Below are 15,640 nucleotides of genomic sequence, written 5' to 3' on the forward strand. Positions count from 1 at the left end.
TCATGTCCTTTCACAGGCTCGGTGGTGCAGGTATTGCTTGAGCTGGGCGCGGCCGCGGTGGATGCGGCTGCGGACGGTTCCGGTCTTGATCCCGAGCACTTCGGCGACCTGCTCGTACGGCAGGCCCTCCACGTCGCTCAGCACGACCGCGGCCCGGTTCACCGGGGTGAGGGCGAGCAGGGCGGCCTCGATGTCGGGCTCGAACCGCCGCTCGTCGAGAAGCTGCTCGGGAGTGGAGTCGCGGGCGGGCAGCCGGTCCGCCGAATCCTCGCTGAGCGGGTGCACGGGGGCGCGGGCGCGCCGCCGTACCCCGTCGAGGAAGAGGTTGGTGGTGATGCGGTGCAGCCAGCCCTCGAAGGTGCCCGGCCGGTAGGTGTGCAGGGAACGGAAGACCTTGCAGAAGACGTCCTGGGTGAGGTCTTCGGCGTCGTGCGGGTCGCCCGTCAGCCGGTAGGCCAGCCGGTGCACGAGCGCGGAGTGCGCGGTGACGATGTTCTCCCAGCTGAGGGCGGGTTCGGCCACGGTCATGGTCAGGGACTTTCGGCGGGTCGCTGGACGCTCACCATGTGACCGGCAGGCGGTGCACGCCGTAGATGTCCAAGCCCTCACGCATCGGCACCTGATCGGCGGGTACGGCCAGCCTCAGCCCGGGGAAGCGGCCGAGGAGCGCGGGGAAGGCGGCGCGCATCTCGACGCGGGCCAGTTGCTGGCCCAGGCACTGATGGATGCCGTGGCCGAAGCTGATGTGGCCGGAGGCGTCGCGGCGCAGGTCGAGGACGTCCGGGTCGGGGAACTTCCCGGGGTCGCGGTTGGCGGCCTGCACCGCCAGCGCGACCGTCTGCCCGGCCTTGATCGTCTGCCCGCCCAGGTCGACGTCCTCCAAGGCCGCGCGCGCTCCGGTGTGGGTGATCGTCAGGAACCGCATCAGCTCCTCCACCGCGTTGCCGGCCAGGTCCGGGTCTTCGCGCAGCAGCGCGAGCTGGTCCGGGTGCCGCAGCAGGGTGTAGGTGCCCAGCGCGATCATGTTGGTGGTGGTGTCGAGCCCGGCGCCGAGCAGGAACGCACCGACGCCGGCCAGCTCCTCGTCCGTCAGGTCGCTCCCGGTCAGGTCGCTGAGCACGTCGTCGGTGGGAGTGGCGCGCTTGGCCTGGACGAGCTTGCCGATGTACTCGCCCATCTGGGCGTAGGCGGCGTACTGCTCTTCCGGGGTGGCGTCCAGCCCGCCGATGGTGGCGGCCATCTGCTGGAACTCCTGCCGGTCGGCGTACGGCACGCCGAGCAGCTCGCAGATCATCACCGCGGGCACCGGCCGGGCGAAGGCCTCGATCAGATCGGCTTGCGAGCCGGACGCCGCCATGGCCTCCAGGTGCTCCTTCGTGACCTCCTCCGCGCGCTCGGCCAGCAGGCGCATGCGGTGCACGGTGAACTTGCCCGCCAGCAGCTTGCGGTAGCGGGTGTGCTGCGGCGCGTCCACCCCGACCAGGTCGCCGGGCGGAGCTGGCGGCATCTGGCCGACGTCGGCCAGCGCGTAGTGGATCAGCTCGTAGCGGGAGCTGAAGCGCGGGTCGGCCACGATGGCGCGGACCTCGTCGTAGCCGAGGGCCAGCCAGCCCTCGTGCCCGTCGGGGAAGATCAGCGGCCGCAGTGGCTGCTCCGCGCGCAGCCGCGCGAGCTCGGCGGGCGGATCGAAGGGGCGGCCGGCGGGCCGTTCCAGGGGCAGGGTGCTCAACGGCTCGGTCATGGTGGATTCCTCTCGCGGGTCAGGAGTGGTGGATGAGGACGTCGCCGTGGGTGGTCGAGGCGCTGACCTCGACGTGGTCCTCGGCGGGTCCGGGTGCTGCGCCGGGCTGGAGCAGGTTGCGGACCCGGCCATAGGTGGAGCCGAGGTTCAGGCGGGCCACGGTGCCCTGGCGGACGCCGACCTCGACCTCGCCCAGGCCCGTGGAGACGGAGATGAGCCCGCGGACCACTTCGCCGATGCGGATGTCGCCGTGCGCGGTCTTGGCCTGGACGCCGGACAGGGCCCGTTCGACGACGATGTCCCCATGCGCGGTGCCGGCGCGCAGGTCGCCGGAGATCTCGCCCAGGTGCACGTTCCCGCTCAGCGTCTTGATCAGGGCCTGGCCGTCGACGGCGGCGACCCGGATCGCCCCGGAGCCGGAACCGGCCTCCAGGCGGCCGGTCCGGTCGAGGTCGATCTCGCCGTGCGAGGCGGTGACACGGGTCTCGCCGAGCCGCCCGGCGCAGCGCACTCCCCCGGCGGCCACGTCGGCCTCCAGGCCGGAGGCCTCCGGCAGTCCGACGGTGACTTCCACCGATCCGGCGCGTCTGGCGGACGCGTCCTGGCGCGGTGTCCTGACCGTGAGCCGGCCGGCGAGGAACTCGACCTCGCACGATCCGGCGGCGCTGACGTCCTCGTCATTGGCCGCGTCGCTCGGCCGTACCTCGACGCTGGTGTCGCCGCGCCCGGTGGCGGTGATCCGGACGTCGCCGGCCGCCAGGGCGATGACGGCGAGGATCGGTTCTGGGGTTTCGAAGACAGGCATGATCAGTCCTTATGCGCACGTCGTACACTCGCTGTAAACACTGTACGCATTCGGATCGGTGTGCGCAACTCGCATACGACGTGCACGGGACGGAGTCTCAGGCGTCCCAGGTGACCGGCAGGCTCTTCACACCGACGACGTCCCCGGTCTCGGGGCGGACGGCGATCTCCTCGGCCGGTACGGCCAGGCGCAGCGACGGGAACCGTTCGAACAGCGCCGGGAAGGCGGTGCGCAGTTCGACGCGGGCGAGTTGCTGGCCGAGGCACTGGTGCACCCCGTGGCCGAAGGCCAGGTGGCCACTGGCCGATCGCCCGGCGTCGAGGGCGCCGGGGTGCTCGAAGCGCCCCGGATCGCGGTTGGCGGTGCTGAGCGACAGGATCACCTGGTCGCCGGCCTTGACGGTGTGGCCGGCCAGCTCGACGTCCTCAAGGGCCACCCGTGGCCGGACGTGCACGACGCTGAGGTAGCGCAGCAGTTCCTCGACGGACCGGTCGGGGTCCTCGCGCAGCACGGCCACCTGACCGGGGTTGCTCAGCAGGGCGAAGGTGCCCAGCGAGAGCATGTTCGAGGTCGTGTCCATGCCCGCGGCCAGCAGCAGTCCCGCTGCGCCGATGAGCTCCGCCTCCGACAGGTCGGTGCCGGTCAGGTCGCTGAGGACGTCGTCGGTCGGGGCCGCGCGCTTGGCGGAGACGAGAGTGGCGATATACCCGTGGACCGCCGTGTGGCTCGCGTAGCGCTCCTCGTCCGGGGCGTCCTCGTCGAACATGGTCGCGACATGCCCCTGGAAGAAGGGCCGGTCGCTGGCGGGAACCCCCAGCAGCTCACAGATCATGATCGCCGGAATCGGCTGGGCGAACGCGCTGACCAGGTCGGCGGGAGGACCGGCGGCGGCCATCGCGTCGAGCCGTTCCGCGGTGACCCGCTCGACGCGTTCGGTGAGCAGCCGCATCCGGCGGACGGTGAACTTGCCCGCCAGCAGCTTGCGGTACCGGCTGTGCCGCGGCGGGTCCATCATGATGAACATGCCGGGCGGCGCCGGGGGAACCGGGCTGTCGCCCAGGTCGGCGATCGGGGAGCGCATGAGTTCCTGGCGGGAGCTGAATCGGGGGTCGCCTAGCACGGTACGGGCGAGTTGGTGACCGGTGACGACCCAGCCCTCGTGCCCGCCGGGAAAGGGCAGGCGGCTGATGGGGCCGTGCTCGCGGGCCCGCGACAGCTCTCGCGGCGGGTCGAAGGGGCAGCCGGAGGTGCGGTTGGCCGGCAGCGCCGGCAGGGTGTACGCGTCGTTGATCATGAGGTGCACCCTGCTCGGGCAACCTGACAAGTTGCTGATACAGGTGGATGGGCCGATGTCAGCGTAAGCGGGCGTCGACGTTCGGCAACGCGGTGTCGAAGACACCCAGCGTCGTCATGACCGCGCCGGAGGAACGCGGGCACGCCGGCGTGCCCGCGCTCCGGAACCGCTAGTACCCGGCGGCGCTGCCCAGCCTGCGGGGGTCGGCGACGCCGTGCAGGGTGCCGTCCTCGCCGAACGCGATGGCCTGGCAGCTGCCCATCTCCAGCTCCCACGGGGAGACGCGGGTGATGCCGACGCCGCGCCGTTCCACCTCCGCGAGGACGACGTCGCCGAAGGAGGACTCCACCATCGGCCGCCTGCTCGGATACACCGACGCGCCGAACAGGGGCTGGTTCACCGATTCGAGCGCCGTCATGCCCCGCTGCAGGACGTTCACGGAGTTCTGGTACACGTTCTGCACCGCCGAGATCGCCGGCGACCCGGCCACGTACGCCGGCTTGCCGTCACGCATGGCCAGCAACGAGGTTCCCCAGCCGACCGGGATCTTCACCCAAGGGTCGGCGAACAACGTGATCGGCCGGGGCATGATCACCCCGTCCGTCATCAGCCCGACGCCGAACGCCGTGGAACTGGAGGAGTGCGTGCCGTGCGCGATCATGCCGCGCTCGTCCACGACCACAATGGCGTTGGTGCCGCCGTTCATCGAGTCGAACGGCCGCGGCTTGCCGTGCACCACCCTGGGCACCAGCCGTTCTGCCGCCTCCGGCGAGATCGCGCGCAGCGTGTCCTCGATCGGGACCGTCGGATCGGTGAAGGGGTCGGGGATCTCGTCCAGGCCGTAGGCCCACACTTCCTCGAAGACGCGCATCCGGGTGTACAGGTCGTCGGTCTCGATCAGCGAAGACAGGCTCAGCAGCAGCGGGTAGAGCGCGCCCACCGTGTGCAGCTCGTAGCCGCCCGCGGTGGGCAGCGGCGGGAGCGGCATCTCGACCGCACCGGCCGCGGCCATGTCGTCGAGCGTGATCCGGCCGCCGTGCAACCGGGCCGTCTCCACGTACCTCTTGGCGAACTCGCCTTCGTGGAAGTACTCCGGTCCCTGTTCGGCGAGCTGCTCGATGGTCCGCGCGAGCGCGGGCTGGCGCAGCACCTCGCCGGCGCGGAACAGGTGACCGCCGGGGAACCAGGTGTCGTACCCCTCCTGATAGCGGCCGGCGGCCATGCGGTAGGCGAACGCCCACCCCCACAACAACGGGTCGGCCACGAAGCCTTCACGCGCCGCCACCACCGCGTCGGCGAACAGCTCCGCCCACGACAGGCGGCCGAACCTGCTCCAGGCGGCGTGCGCGCCGCGTACCCAGCCGGGCGGCACCACCGTACGGCCCGACAGCCGGGCCCCGGCGTCCAGGTCGCCCTTCTCGCCCGCCGGCAGGCCCGCCATGCCCGCGATCACGAGGCTCTGCCGGGTGTCCGGGTCGTAGACCGTGACCGACAGGCCGCCGGCCAGCGTGGTCATGGTCGGCTCGACCACCGTCTGCACCGCCGCGGCGGCCAGGTAGGCGTCAACGGCGCTGCCGCCCCGGCGCAGCACGGCCACGCCCGCCGACGACGCCGCCGGGTGGGAGGTCGAGATCATGCCCTTGCCGCCGGTGGCGGACATGTGCTCCGGGTCGGGGCGCGCCGGACGCGCTGGTACTCCACTCATCAGGTCTCTCCTTCGGCTCGTACGCTCCACGTGCTGTGACGGCACGCCCCGGGCGGTCCCCCGCCGCCCGGGACGGCCGGGTCATCCGACGAACATCTCCGCGATGCGCTCCTCGTCGAGCACCGAGGGAGCCAGCCGGTACGCCGGCGGCTCCACCTCGAGCAGGTGACGGACGAAGTAGTCGAACAGCTTCCTGAACATGTAGTGCTCGTAGCCCAGGTAGAGGTGCTCGGCGCCGGGGATGATCAGCAGGTCGACGTCCTTGTCATGGGCGATGAGCCGGTCCACGAAGCGCAGCGTCTGCTCCGGAAGGACCTTGGTGTCCACGCCGCCCTGGATGAGCAGCAGCTTGCCCTGCAGGCGGGCCGCGGATTCGGCGTTGGACGACAGCGCGTAGTCCACCTCGCCCACCGGGCCGTCGTAGGTCTCCGCCCAGCCCTGCTGGTAGGTCAGGCTGTCGTGATTGCCGGAGCGGGAGACGCCGACCTTGTAGAACGCGGGGTGGTCGAGCATCGCCCGCGCGGTCTGGTAGCCGCCGCCGGAGATGCCGGTGATGCCCACCTTGTCGATGTCCATCCATGGCCGGCTCCGCGCCAGCTCCGTGATCGCGGACACGTGGTCTTCCATGCCGCCGGCGCTCTTGTAGTTCCGGTAGGAGTGGTCGTGGAAGGCCTTGTCGCGGCCCGGAGTGCCGCGGCCCTCCATGGCGACCACCACGAAGCCGAGCGCGGCCAGGGCCTCGGCCTCGTACCCGAACGGGCCCGGGTCGAACGTCGGGAGCACACGCAGGACCTGCGGGCCCGGGTACGCCACGTCGATGACCGGATAGCACTGGTTCGGATCGAAGTCGTGCGGCTTGTAGAGCACGCCGAAGACGTCGGTGACGCCGTCGGCGGCCTTGGCGCGGAAGCGCTCGGGGGCGCTCCAGCCGGTGGCCCGCAACGCGGAGATGTCGGCCCGCTCCAGCTCGACGCGTACGGCCCCGTCCCAGCCGCGTACGGTGATCACCGGCGGCGTGCTCGTCGTGGAGGCGTTGTCGACGAAGTAGCGGCCGTCGGCCGAGACGCTCACCACGTGGTGGAGGGCGTCGTCGGTGATCCGGGTGAACCCGCCGCCGTCCAGCCCGGCCTTGCAGACCGAGCGGCGATAGGGGTCCTCGGAGATCAGCCCGCTGGCGGTGAAGTAGACGGTACGGCTCGCCTCGTCGACGTGCAGGATCTCCTGGACGGCCCAGCCGCCGGAGGTCACCTGGTTGCGGAGTTCGCCGGTCCTGGTGTCGTACAGGTAGAGGTGGCCCCAGCCGTCGCGCTGGGAGTACCACAGCACCTCCGCCCCGCCGTTGATCACCTTGATGATGGGGAAGAAGTTGAGCGCCGTCTGGGTGGGCTCCACGCGGGTGGGGCCGGTCTCGGTGATCAGGGTGGTCACCTCGCCGGTGACCGGGTCCATGCGCTTGAGCTTCAGGGTGCGCACGTCGCGGGACTGGCTGAGGTAGTAGACGGCCGAGCTGTCCTCCGCCCAGAAGGCCCAGCGCACCACCATCGGCGAGATGATCGTCATCAGCACGGGCTCGTCCTGCGCCTTCACGACCCGGCCGCCGATCACGTCGACCACGGTCATCTCGGCGGTCGGGATGTGCGTGTCGCCGGGCAGGGCCAGCCGCTGCGGCTGCAGGCCGGGACGGCCGCCGCCGCGCGGCCGGTTGTCGATCAGGTGCGCCAGGCCGATGCCCGACTGGTCGGTGCGGTGGCTCAGCACCTTGGTGGCATCGGGTGACCAGGCGGCGCAGATCGGGTTCTCCGGCAGCCCGATCGCCGCCATGAGGTTGTCGTACTGGAAGTAGTCGGGGCTCACGCCGTACTCGTGGCCGGCGTCGCCGTCGGTGGTCAGCGGCCGGGTCTGGTCGTCGGCGATCCGGCGCAGCCCGAGGTTGGGCCCGTCGCGGTAGACGGTGTACTGCCCGTCGGGCGAGACGGCCTCGATCGGGTTGACGGCCGGCGGGGCCGGCGTCTCCTGCGCCTCGTAGGTGTCCAGGGACACCTGCCAGGTCTTGTCGAAGGCTGCGAAATAGACGGAGTCGCCGACCGGCGCGATGGCCAGGAAAGGCAGCTTGGCCGCGCTCACCTCGTGGCCGGAGGCCGTCTCCAGGGCCTTGGCCAGCCGCTCGTGGTCGAAGGCGGGGCGCCGGGTGCCCGCCTCCGGGTCCACGACGAGGAACTGCCGCCGGGTGGCGGTGCTCGACCGGTACCAGAAGCGGGCCCCGTCACCGAGCCAGTTCGGCACGACCCTGTCACCGAAGACGATCTTGCTCCGGTTGTGCATCAGGAGCTTTTCGGCGGTCTTGTAAGGGGAGTCGCTCATTCGCATGGAGTCTCCTTTCGACGGCCAGACCGGCCGTGCGATGTGTACGACGTTCACTATAGGCACAACGTACGCAATGCGCACACCGTTCCATTCGCGAATGTCGTACGCACGCGAGATCCATGTGCGCGAGAGCCCGGACGGTCGTGGTCAGCGGCCGGGCGACGGGCAGCCCAGGCGGCGGTACTTGCCGGGGGCCATGCCGTACTGGCGCTTGAAGGCGTTGGAGAACGCGTACTCCGAGCTGTAGCCGACCGCGGTGGCGATCTCGCTCAGCGCGGCGTCCTTGTCGCGCAGCATGCGGGCGGCCGTGCCCAGCCGCCACCAGGTCAGGTAGGTCAGCGGCGGCTGCCCGACGAGCTGGGCGAACCGGCGGGAGAACGCCGCGCGGGACAGGCCCGCGCGGCGGCCGAGCGATTCGACGGTCCACGGGTCCGCGGGGCGGCGGTGGATGCCGTCCAGTGCGGCGCTGATGGCGGGGTCGGCCAGCGCCGCGGCCCAGCCGGTCGCGCAGTGCTCGGTGGAGAAGTCGAACCAGGCTCGCAGGATGTACAGGAGCAGGGTGTCCAGCAGCGCCGACACCACCAGGTCGGCGCCCGGCCGCGGGGCGTCCATCTCCTTGCCGAGCAGTTCGACGGCGGCGCGCAGGTCGGTGTTGTGGCCCAGCCTGGCGGGCAGGTGGATCATCTCGGGCAGATCCCTGAGCAGCGGATGCGCCCGGCCGGGGTCGAGCCGGTAGCCGCCGCAGAGCGTCACCGTGGTGAGCCCGGCGCCTTCCATGGTGGCCGAGGCGAACAGTTCGGCGTCGGCGTAGGGGTCGCAGTCGGGCTCGGCGACGGGCGTGGCGGGCGAGTCGGCCAGCGTGTAGCCGTGGCCGTGGGGAAAGAACAGCACGTCGCCGGTCCCGACCGGGATCGGTTCGCCCTCCGGCGGGATCGCCCAGCATGAGCCCTTCAGGACCACCTGGAAACCCGCCGAGCCGGGCGCCGACGGGAACCGCTGCCCCCAGGGCGCCGGCCAAGCGACCCGCGCCGAGCGCGGCACACCGATGCGCATGGAGGCGATCACGTCGCTCAGGACGTCCATGACATCAGTCTAACTCGGTAGACGATCGCGTATCTCTCGCAGACGGGAGGGCATTGGGTGACTCTCCAGCGCGCCCTAGCGTGGACGGCATGACAAGAATTCTGGTCAGCGGGGCCACCGGCACGATCGGCCGGCCGCTGGTGAGCCTGCTTCAGGACGCGGGCGCCGACGTGCGCACGGTGACGAGGGAACTGACCGACCCGGCCGCGCTGGCGGCGGCGCTCGACGGTGTGGACGCGATGTTCCTGCTGTGGCCGTTCGCGTCGGCCGAGGGTGCTCGTGAGGTGCTGGAACTGGTCGGGGCCCGGCGGGTGGTGTATCTGTCCTCGGCCGCCGCCCGGCCGTACGAGGTGGAGATCGAGCGTCTGGTCGCCGGGACCGCGCGGGAGTGGACGGTCCTGCGTCCGCACGCGTTCGCGGCCAACACCTTGCGGTGGGCCGGGCAGGTTCGTGCGGGCGTCGTGCGGCAGCCGTACGGGAACGCGGGCTTTTCTCCCCTGCACGAGCGGGACGTCGCGGCCGTCGCGGTACGGGCGCTGCTCGGCGGGGGCCACCACGGCGCGGTCTACACGCTGACCGGACCCCGGGCGCTGACCCAGCGCGAACAGGCGACGGCGATCGGCGCCGCGATCGGACGGCCGGTGCGCTGGGAGGAGGAGCCGCCGGAGGAGGCGCGGGAGCGGCTGCTCGGGCTGGGGTGGCCCGCGCCGGCGGTGGACGGGATGCTGCGCGCGCTCGCCGCGCCAGGACCGGCGCCCACCAGGACCGTGGAGGAGGTCACGGGCGTGCCCGCGAGCACGTTCGAGACCTGGGCGAGCGAGCACGCCGCGGACTTTCTCGCCCCCATGCGCGCCGCCCGCGTCCACGAGTACGGCGACGCCTCGGTGATCTCGCTGGACGAGGTGCCGGTGCCGCGGCCGGGTCCCGGTGAGGTGCTCGTCCGGGTGGCCGCGACGTCCTTCAACCCGTCGGAGATCGGGCTGCGGACGGGGCTGCTGAAGGACACGCTCGGCATCACGCTGCCGCACACGCTCGGCTGGGATGTCGCGGGCACCGTCGTCACCGGCGCGGGCGGCCTCTCCCCCGGCGACCGGGTGATCGGGCTGATCGGCGGGGCGGCGGCCGAGTACGCGGTCGCCCGGGCGGACATGCTGGTCAGGGCGCCCGAGCGGATCCCGCTGGCGGACGCGGCGGCCGTTCCGGTGGCCGGGCTCACGGCGTGGCAGGCGGTCTTCGAGCATGCCCGTGTCGGGCCCGGCAGCCGGGTGCTGATCAACGGGGCCGGGGGCGGGGTCGGGCTGTTCGCCGTGCAGCTGGCCAAGCACGCGGGGGCCTACGTGGTGGCCACCGCGAGCCCGCGCAGTGCCGCCGCGGTGCTCGCGCTGGGCGCCGACGAGGTCGTCGACTACACCGCGGCTCCCCTGCCGCCGGGCAACGACGTGCTGATCAATCTGGCCGGCGAGGTGCCCGCCTCGGTGACGCGGCTCGCCGGGGCGTTCGTGTCGATCACCCGGCCGATCGAGCATCCACGCGCGGTTCACTTCGTGGCCCGCAACGATCCGGGTCAGCTGGCCGAGCTGGTGGCGCTGATCGACAAGGGCGTGGTGGACGTCGAGGTGGACGCCCGGCCGCTGGCGGCGCTGGCGGACCTGCACCGTGCGGCCGAGCGCGGGAATATCCGGGGAAAGGTCACGGTGAATATAGGCGGCTCCGAGAGAGCGCGTTCTCATTAAGTGTCAACGTGTCCAGCGTTGATGGGCGCCGCCCGAGCAGTCCCAGATCTGCAGGCGGGTGCCGTTGGCGGAACTCGCTCCGGTCGCGTCGAGACACTTGTTCGCCTGAGGGTTGACGATCTGGCCGGTGCCGGAGTTGAAGGTCCATCGCTGGGCGCCGGTGCCGTTGCAGTCGTAGAGCTGGACCCGCGTGCCGTTGGCGGTGCCGGCGGCGGTGACGTCCATGCACTTGCCGAGCGCCCGCACGGAGCCATCGCCGTTCCACGTCCAGTTCTGCGCGGCGGAGCCGTTGCAGTCCCAGAGCTGCACGGCCGTGCCGTTGGCCGGGTTGGCGCCCGCCACGTCGACGCACTTGCCGCCGACGCCGGTGACCTGGCCGCCGCCGCTCGCGGGCGGGGCGTGGACGCGGACGTAGTCGACGGTCATCGTCTGCGGGAACGTGGTGGTGGCGTCGGGGTAGCCGGGCCAGTGCCCGCCGACGGCCACGTTCATGATCATGAAGAAGGGGTGGTCGAAGACCCATCGGTTGCCGCCGAGATCGGCGGGCGTGCGCCTCTGGTACTCGTTGCCGTCGACGTACCAGATGATGAGGTTGGGCGACCAGTCGACGGCGAAGGTGTGGAAGGCGTCGGCGTACGCGCCGCTGATCGAGTACGCGGCGCCGATCCCCGCGCCGCCGGAGTAGCCGGGGCCGTGGATGGTGCCGTGAACGGTGCTGGGTTCGCGGCCGATGTTCTCCATGATGTCGATCTCGCCGCTGCCGGGCCAGCCGACCGACCCGATGTCGTCGCCGAGCATCCAGAACGCCGGCCAGATGCCCTGGCCGCGGGGCACTTTCAGGCGCGCTTCGAACCGGCCGTAGGCCCGGGTGAAGGTGGCGGCGGTCAGTAATCGGGCCGAGGTGTACTGGCACGTCCCGTAGTGGCACTGATGGTTGGCGGGGTTCTCCCGGCGGGCGGTGATCACGAGGTTGCCGCCGCCGTCCATGGCGGCGTTGCGGGTGCTGTTCGTGTAGTACTGCTGCTCGTTGTTGCCCCAGCCGCTGCCGCCGACGTCGAAGCGCCACTTCGACGGGTCCACGGCGCTGCCGGCGGATCCGTTGAACTCGTCGGACCAGACCAGCGGGCCGGGGGCGGGAGCGGCGGTCACGGTGGCGCCCGCTGCCGTGGGGGCCAGTGCCGCGAGGACGAGGGTGAGGGCGGCGACGAGGGCGAGCGACATTCGCGAACGGGGGGTGTGATCCATTCGGAGTTCCTAACCCGGATTCACAGAAATGGATTTACCCGAGACTGTCCGGCACGACAAGCCCACTGTCAAGAGAGCGCTCTCTTGCGGTGAACTCCGTGGGCCAGGCGAGGTCGTCGACCGCCAGGAACGCCTCACCGGCCACGGTCGCCGGGGTCACCCCGGTGAACCCCATGACCTCCCGATGCAGATGGGACTGGTCGGCGTAACCCATCTCCGCCGCGACCCCGGCCGCGCCTTCACCCGCGACCAGCCGGTGGGCGGCGTGGTCGAAGCGGACCAGTCTGGCGGCGCGCTTGGGCGGCAGCCCGATCTGGTCCCGGAACCGCGACCACAACCGCTTACGGCTCCACCCGACCTCGGCCGCGAGGCCGTCGATCCGCGCCAGGCCCCGCCCGCCGACGATCAGCTCCCAGGCCCGAGCCACCTCCGGATCGACGCGGGCCCCCGCCTCATACCTGCGGGCGAGCAGCATCTCCGTCAGGGCGAAGCGGTCCTCCCAGGAGGAGACGTCGCCCAGTCGCTCAAGCAGCCGCGAGGACTCCCGCCCCCACAGGTCGTCCAGGGCCACGGCGGCGCCGTCCAGCTCAGCCGGGGAGACGCCCAGGACCGCGCGGGCGACCAGCGGAGACAGCCGTACCTGCACACATTCGACGTTCTCGCCCCGCGCCCAGACCGTGCCTCCGGTCCCGAACCCGGGCCCGGCGACGACGCTTCCCCCCTGCCGCCCGGCGGCGTGGTCGAGGACCGGCGAACCGCTCCCGAACTCCAGCAGCAGCGTCACGGCCGGGTGCGGGACCATCCGGAGCGCGTCCAGGTCACCGACCCGGAATCCGGCCATGCTGACACCTGCCACCCGGCCGGGCCGCCGCGGGACCGCGACCTCCCACCGGGCCGCACCGTGTACGAACGTCCGCACGGCCCCATGCTACGAGCCCCGTTGAGGGAACATTCGTCCAAGACACCGCCGCGTACCGGCGTGGACAGTGACCTCATGACGGCATCCGAAACCCTGCACGTCCGCCAGGACGGCCCACGCGACGCCCCCGCGCTTCTGCTCATCCACGGGTCCGCGTCCTCGTCCCGCTCGTGGGACTGGCTGGTTCCTTTGCTGACCGGATCCCACCACGTGATCCGGATCGACCTGCTCGGCCACGGCCGATCGGCCAAACCGGACGACGTCAGCTACGCGACCGCCGACCAGGCTCACCGGGTCGGTGCGGCCCTGGACCGGCTCGGCGTCGGCCACGCCGTCGTGGCCGGTCACTCCAGCGGCGGCGTGGTCGCCACCGCACTGGCCGAAGAGCGTCCCGGCCTGGTGAACGCGCTCGCGCTCATCAACACCGGCCCCAGCCTGGGCGCCTTCATCGCCTCGGAGTCAGCCGCCATCAGCCCGGAGCCGTGGCCGCCGGCCGACGAGCAGATCCGCCGGTTCGCGAGCACCGGCTTCAGCCGCCCGGGTTACGAGGTCCCCCGGGAACTCCTGGACGAGGTACGCGCCATGACGTACCACTCGCTCGTCGCGACGATGCGGGCGACGACCGAGTACCTGCACGAGCGGGCGCTCCCGGAACGGCTGGCGCCCCTCGGCAAGCCGCTCCTGGTGATCTTCGGCGAGGATGACCGCAGGTGGCGGTCGGCGTCCGCGGCCGACTACCGGGTCGTCCCGGGCGCGAAGGTCGAGATGCTGCCCGGCCTCGGGCACTCGCCCCTCCTGGAGGACCCGGAGCGGACCGCCACCGCCCTGCTGGCCTTCACCGCCGGTCAGAGGAAATAGCTGTCGTGGTGGATGAGGAACTCGGCGCGTTCGGCGTCGGTGAGGTCGCCGAGCTGGGTGATCCCTTCGAAGTACTCCTCGCGGGGCGCGCCCGGGGCGAACAGCATCAGCATGGACGCGGGTTCCCCCGACGCGTTGCGGAAGGCGTGTAGCCCGCCGACCGGGACGTAGAGGTAGTCGCCGGAGACGGCGTCGATCCAGCGTTCGCCGTCGAACAGCCGCATGGTGCCCGACAGGATGAAGAACGACTCCGACATCGCCTTGTGGAAGTGGGTGCCGGGCCCGCCGAACTGCGGCCCCATGTCCACCCGGTACAGGCCGTACTCCCCTCCGGTGGAGGCGGTGGTGGACAGGTAGTGGTAGCGGGTCTCGCCGCCGGTGCCCGGCCCCGAGACGAAGTCGGGCGCGGCGCCGGACGGCCGGAACAGGGCGTTGACCTCGCCCTGGTCGCCGAAGTAGCGGGGGTCGGGGTAGGACATGGCTACTTCTCCCCGGTGAGGAAGCCGCCGGTGAGCTCGACCAGTCCGGTGGGGTCGGCGAACCAGTCCATGTGGCCCTGCCCCCGCACCTCGGCCAGACGGCTGCCGGCGATGGCCCGGTGCAGGTGCCGCGAGCCCTCCATCGGGATCATGGCGTCGTCGCCGAACCCGATGACCAGGGTGGGAGCGGTGATGGCGGGCAGCAGGTCCCGGATGTCCACGCGCGCCCCGAGCTCGATCTGGCGGCCCATCCCGGCGGGCGGCCACGCGTCGGCCTGGGAGGCGGCGAGCCCGTCGTGGCCGAAGGTGTCCAGCGCCGCCGCGCTGAACCCGGTCAGGGCGGAGAACCTCTTGAACAGGTCACGGTCGGTCTCCAGCAGCCTGCGCCAGGTTTCGAAGTAGAAGGCGTCCCGGGGTCCGGTCGAATGCGCCCATCCGCCGGCCAGCACCAGACTGCGTACCAGCTCGGGCCTGGTCGCGGCGACGGCCGCGGCGGCGACCGCGCCCAGCGAGAAGCCGAGCAGGTCCACCGGGCCGTCCGCGGCCGCCTCGATGGACGCGGCGACCTGGCCGGCGATCAGTTCGACGGTCAGCTCCGAGCCGTCGTCCTCGGTCTGCCCGCTGCCGCTGAAGTTGGGACGGATCACCGTGTGGGTGTCGGCGAAGTACGGCACGACGTTGCCGAAGACCTTGTCGGCGTCACCGCCGGTGCCGTGCACCAGGGCCAGGCCCGGCCCGGCGCCGTCCACCTCGTAGTGGACCTTGGAACCCCGGAGGGAGGTGAAAGGCATGCGACTCAACCCCTAAGAAAGGCGATAGCTGATAAGATGAGCGCTAAGATAATGAGCGGTTATGTGAGTGTCAAGTAGATGAGCGCTCGCCTATGTGGAGGAGTCGTCATGGCCGACGCGGTGGACGCGGTGCTGGAGCAATGGCGCCGGGAACGTCCCGACATCGACATCTGGCCGGTCGGCATCGTCGGCCGGCTCATGCGGCTGTCGCGCATGTGGGACATGTCGATCAAGGAGGTGCTGGCCAGGCACGGGCTCGAACCCGGCGAGTTCGACGTCCTGTCGACGCTGCGGCGCTCGGGCGAGCCGTACGAGCTGACCGCGGGGACCTTCCTCAAGGTCTCCCTGGTCACTACCGGAGCGATCACCCTGCGCGTGGACAAGATGCAGGACAAGGGCCTGGTCACCCGGGTACGCGACACCGCCGACCGCCGCTCGGTCAAGATCCGCCTCACCCCGCAGGGCCTGGAGGTCATCGACCGGGTACTCCCCGAGCACATCGCCAACCAGGCCCGCCTGCTCCAGTCCCTGGACGAGGAGCACCGCGACCAGTTCGCCGCGATCATGTCCGGTCTGCTGGAGTCCTACGGCGACACCCCGTCCACCGCCACCCCGTAACCGCA

At 71.3% G+C, this 15,640-nt stretch carries 14 protein-coding genes; 3 read left to right on the top strand and 11 right to left on the bottom strand.

Features of this window, described 5'->3' with window-relative positions; genetic code table 11:
* The 7 genes from ACIBHY_RS52800 to ACIBHY_RS52830 all read right to left on the bottom strand — a co-directional run bounded on the left by ACIBHY_RS52800 (nucleotide 1) and on the right by ACIBHY_RS52830 (nucleotide 8,992).
* The gene (locus tag ACIBHY_RS52800; protein WP_397310826.1) at nucleotides 1-528 is read right to left on the bottom strand and encodes a sigma-70 family RNA polymerase sigma factor; all 528 of its coding nucleotides are present in this window, start codon (nucleotides 526-528) and stop codon (nucleotides 1-3) included.
* Between the two features lie 31 nt (nucleotides 529-559).
* Entirely contained in the window at nucleotides 560-1,741 is a 1,182-nt protein-coding gene (locus ACIBHY_RS52805) for a cytochrome P450 (RefSeq protein ID WP_397257181.1), read from the bottom strand.
* A gap of 19 nt (nucleotides 1,742-1,760) precedes the next feature.
* Complete coding sequence (locus ACIBHY_RS52810; protein WP_397257179.1) at nucleotides 1,761-2,546, bottom strand: DUF4097 family beta strand repeat-containing protein; 786 nt, start codon at nucleotides 2,544-2,546, stop codon at nucleotides 1,761-1,763.
* A gap of 97 nt (nucleotides 2,547-2,643) precedes the next feature.
* Nucleotides 2,644-3,840, bottom strand: a complete 1,197-nt coding sequence (locus tag ACIBHY_RS52815) for a cytochrome P450 (RefSeq protein WP_397310827.1) — start codon at nucleotides 3,838-3,840, stop codon at nucleotides 2,644-2,646.
* 169 nt (nucleotides 3,841-4,009) lie between these two features.
* Nucleotides 4,010-5,545, bottom strand: coding sequence for a gamma-glutamyltransferase (locus ACIBHY_RS52820; RefSeq protein ID WP_397310828.1), 1,536 nt, complete (start codon nucleotides 5,543-5,545; stop codon nucleotides 4,010-4,012).
* 81 nt (nucleotides 5,546-5,626) lie between these two features.
* The gene (locus ACIBHY_RS52825; RefSeq protein WP_397310829.1) at nucleotides 5,627-7,912 is read right to left on the bottom strand and encodes a DPP IV N-terminal domain-containing protein; all 2,286 of its coding nucleotides are present in this window, start codon (nucleotides 7,910-7,912) and stop codon (nucleotides 5,627-5,629) included.
* Between the two features lie 144 nt (nucleotides 7,913-8,056).
* Nucleotides 8,057-8,992, bottom strand: coding sequence for an AraC family transcriptional regulator (locus tag ACIBHY_RS52830; protein ID WP_397257172.1), 936 nt, complete (start codon nucleotides 8,990-8,992; stop codon nucleotides 8,057-8,059).
* Nucleotides 8,993-9,081: 89 nt separating this feature from the next.
* On the opposite strand from ACIBHY_RS52830, the gene ACIBHY_RS52835 reads away from it, so the two are divergent.
* On the top strand, nucleotides 9,082-10,725 hold the full coding sequence (locus tag ACIBHY_RS52835) for an alcohol dehydrogenase catalytic domain-containing protein (RefSeq protein WP_397310830.1): 1,644 nt from the start codon (nucleotides 9,082-9,084) through the stop codon (nucleotides 10,723-10,725).
* A 3-nt stretch (nucleotides 10,726-10,728) separates the two neighbouring features.
* Here the strand turns inward: ACIBHY_RS52835 and ACIBHY_RS52840 are convergent, their stop codons facing one another.
* The gene (locus tag ACIBHY_RS52840; RefSeq protein WP_397310831.1) at nucleotides 10,729-11,970 is read right to left on the bottom strand and encodes an RICIN domain-containing protein; all 1,242 of its coding nucleotides are present in this window, start codon (nucleotides 11,968-11,970) and stop codon (nucleotides 10,729-10,731) included.
* Nucleotides 11,971-12,004: 34 nt separating this feature from the next.
* Complete coding sequence (locus ACIBHY_RS52845; protein WP_397310832.1) at nucleotides 12,005-12,889, bottom strand: helix-turn-helix domain-containing protein; 885 nt, start codon at nucleotides 12,887-12,889, stop codon at nucleotides 12,005-12,007.
* A 75-nt stretch (nucleotides 12,890-12,964) separates the two neighbouring features.
* Between ACIBHY_RS52845 and ACIBHY_RS52850 the strand changes: the two genes are divergently transcribed.
* Nucleotides 12,965-13,747, top strand: a complete 783-nt coding sequence (locus ACIBHY_RS52850) for an alpha/beta fold hydrolase (protein WP_397257165.1) — start codon at nucleotides 12,965-12,967, stop codon at nucleotides 13,745-13,747.
* On the opposite strand, the gene ACIBHY_RS52855 is transcribed toward ACIBHY_RS52850, so the two are convergent.
* Both ACIBHY_RS52855 and ACIBHY_RS52860 read right to left on the bottom strand, forming a co-directional pair.
* Nucleotides 13,735-14,226, bottom strand: coding sequence for a cupin domain-containing protein (locus ACIBHY_RS52855; protein ID WP_397257163.1), 492 nt, complete (start codon nucleotides 14,224-14,226; stop codon nucleotides 13,735-13,737). The two genes, ACIBHY_RS52850 and ACIBHY_RS52855, sit on opposite strands and share 13 nt — an antisense overlap.
* 2 nt (nucleotides 14,227-14,228) lie before the next feature.
* Entirely contained in the window at nucleotides 14,229-15,017 is a 789-nt protein-coding gene (locus ACIBHY_RS52860) for an alpha/beta fold hydrolase (protein ID WP_397310833.1), read from the bottom strand.
* 108 nt (nucleotides 15,018-15,125) lie between these two features.
* On the opposite strand from ACIBHY_RS52860, the gene ACIBHY_RS52865 reads away from it, so the two are divergent.
* Nucleotides 15,126-15,635 carry a MarR family winged helix-turn-helix transcriptional regulator gene (locus tag ACIBHY_RS52865; protein WP_397257159.1) on the top strand — a complete coding sequence of 170 codons (510 nt, stop codon included), beginning with the start codon at nucleotides 15,126-15,128 and terminating at the stop codon, nucleotides 15,633-15,635.
* The last annotated feature ends 5 nt before the right edge of the window (nucleotides 15,636-15,640 follow it).

The organism is Nonomuraea sp. NPDC050547 (assembly GCF_044457345.1).
Taxonomy (GTDB): Bacteria; Actinomycetota; Actinomycetes; order Streptosporangiales; family Streptosporangiaceae; genus Nonomuraea.

Excerpts from the sequence above, each read along its gene's own strand:
- ACIBHY_RS52850 (WP_397257165.1), top strand. The coding sequence starts at position 12,965 with ATGACGGCATCCGAAACCCTGCACGTCCGCCAGGACGGCCCACGCGAC.
- ACIBHY_RS52805 (WP_397257181.1), bottom strand. The coding sequence starts at position 1,741 with ATGACCGAGCCGTTGAGCACCCTGCCCCTGGAACGGCCCGCCGGCCGC.
- ACIBHY_RS52800 (WP_397310826.1), bottom strand. The coding sequence starts at position 528 with ATGACCGTGGCCGAACCCGCCCTCAGCTGGGAGAACATCGTCACCGCG.
- ACIBHY_RS52820 (WP_397310828.1), bottom strand. The coding sequence starts at position 5,545 with ATGAGTGGAGTACCAGCGCGTCCGGCGCGCCCCGACCCGGAGCACATG.
- ACIBHY_RS52815 (WP_397310827.1), bottom strand. The coding sequence starts at position 3,840 with ATGATCAACGACGCGTACACCCTGCCGGCGCTGCCGGCCAACCGCACC.
- ACIBHY_RS52830 (WP_397257172.1), bottom strand. The coding sequence starts at position 8,992 with ATGGACGTCCTGAGCGACGTGATCGCCTCCATGCGCATCGGTGTGCCG.
- ACIBHY_RS52835 (WP_397310830.1), top strand. The coding sequence starts at position 9,082 with ATGACAAGAATTCTGGTCAGCGGGGCCACCGGCACGATCGGCCGGCCG.
- ACIBHY_RS52840 (WP_397310831.1), bottom strand. The coding sequence starts at position 11,970 with ATGGATCACACCCCCCGTTCGCGAATGTCGCTCGCCCTCGTCGCCGCC.
- ACIBHY_RS52825 (WP_397310829.1), bottom strand. The coding sequence starts at position 7,912 with ATGCGAATGAGCGACTCCCCTTACAAGACCGCCGAAAAGCTCCTGATG.
- ACIBHY_RS52865 (WP_397257159.1), top strand. The coding sequence starts at position 15,126 with ATGGCCGACGCGGTGGACGCGGTGCTGGAGCAATGGCGCCGGGAACGT.
- ACIBHY_RS52810 (WP_397257179.1), bottom strand. The coding sequence starts at position 2,546 with ATGCCTGTCTTCGAAACCCCAGAACCGATCCTCGCCGTCATCGCCCTG.
- ACIBHY_RS52860 (WP_397310833.1), bottom strand. The coding sequence starts at position 15,017 with ATGCCTTTCACCTCCCTCCGGGGTTCCAAGGTCCACTACGAGGTGGAC.
- ACIBHY_RS52855 (WP_397257163.1), bottom strand. The coding sequence starts at position 14,226 with ATGTCCTACCCCGACCCCCGCTACTTCGGCGACCAGGGCGAGGTCAAC.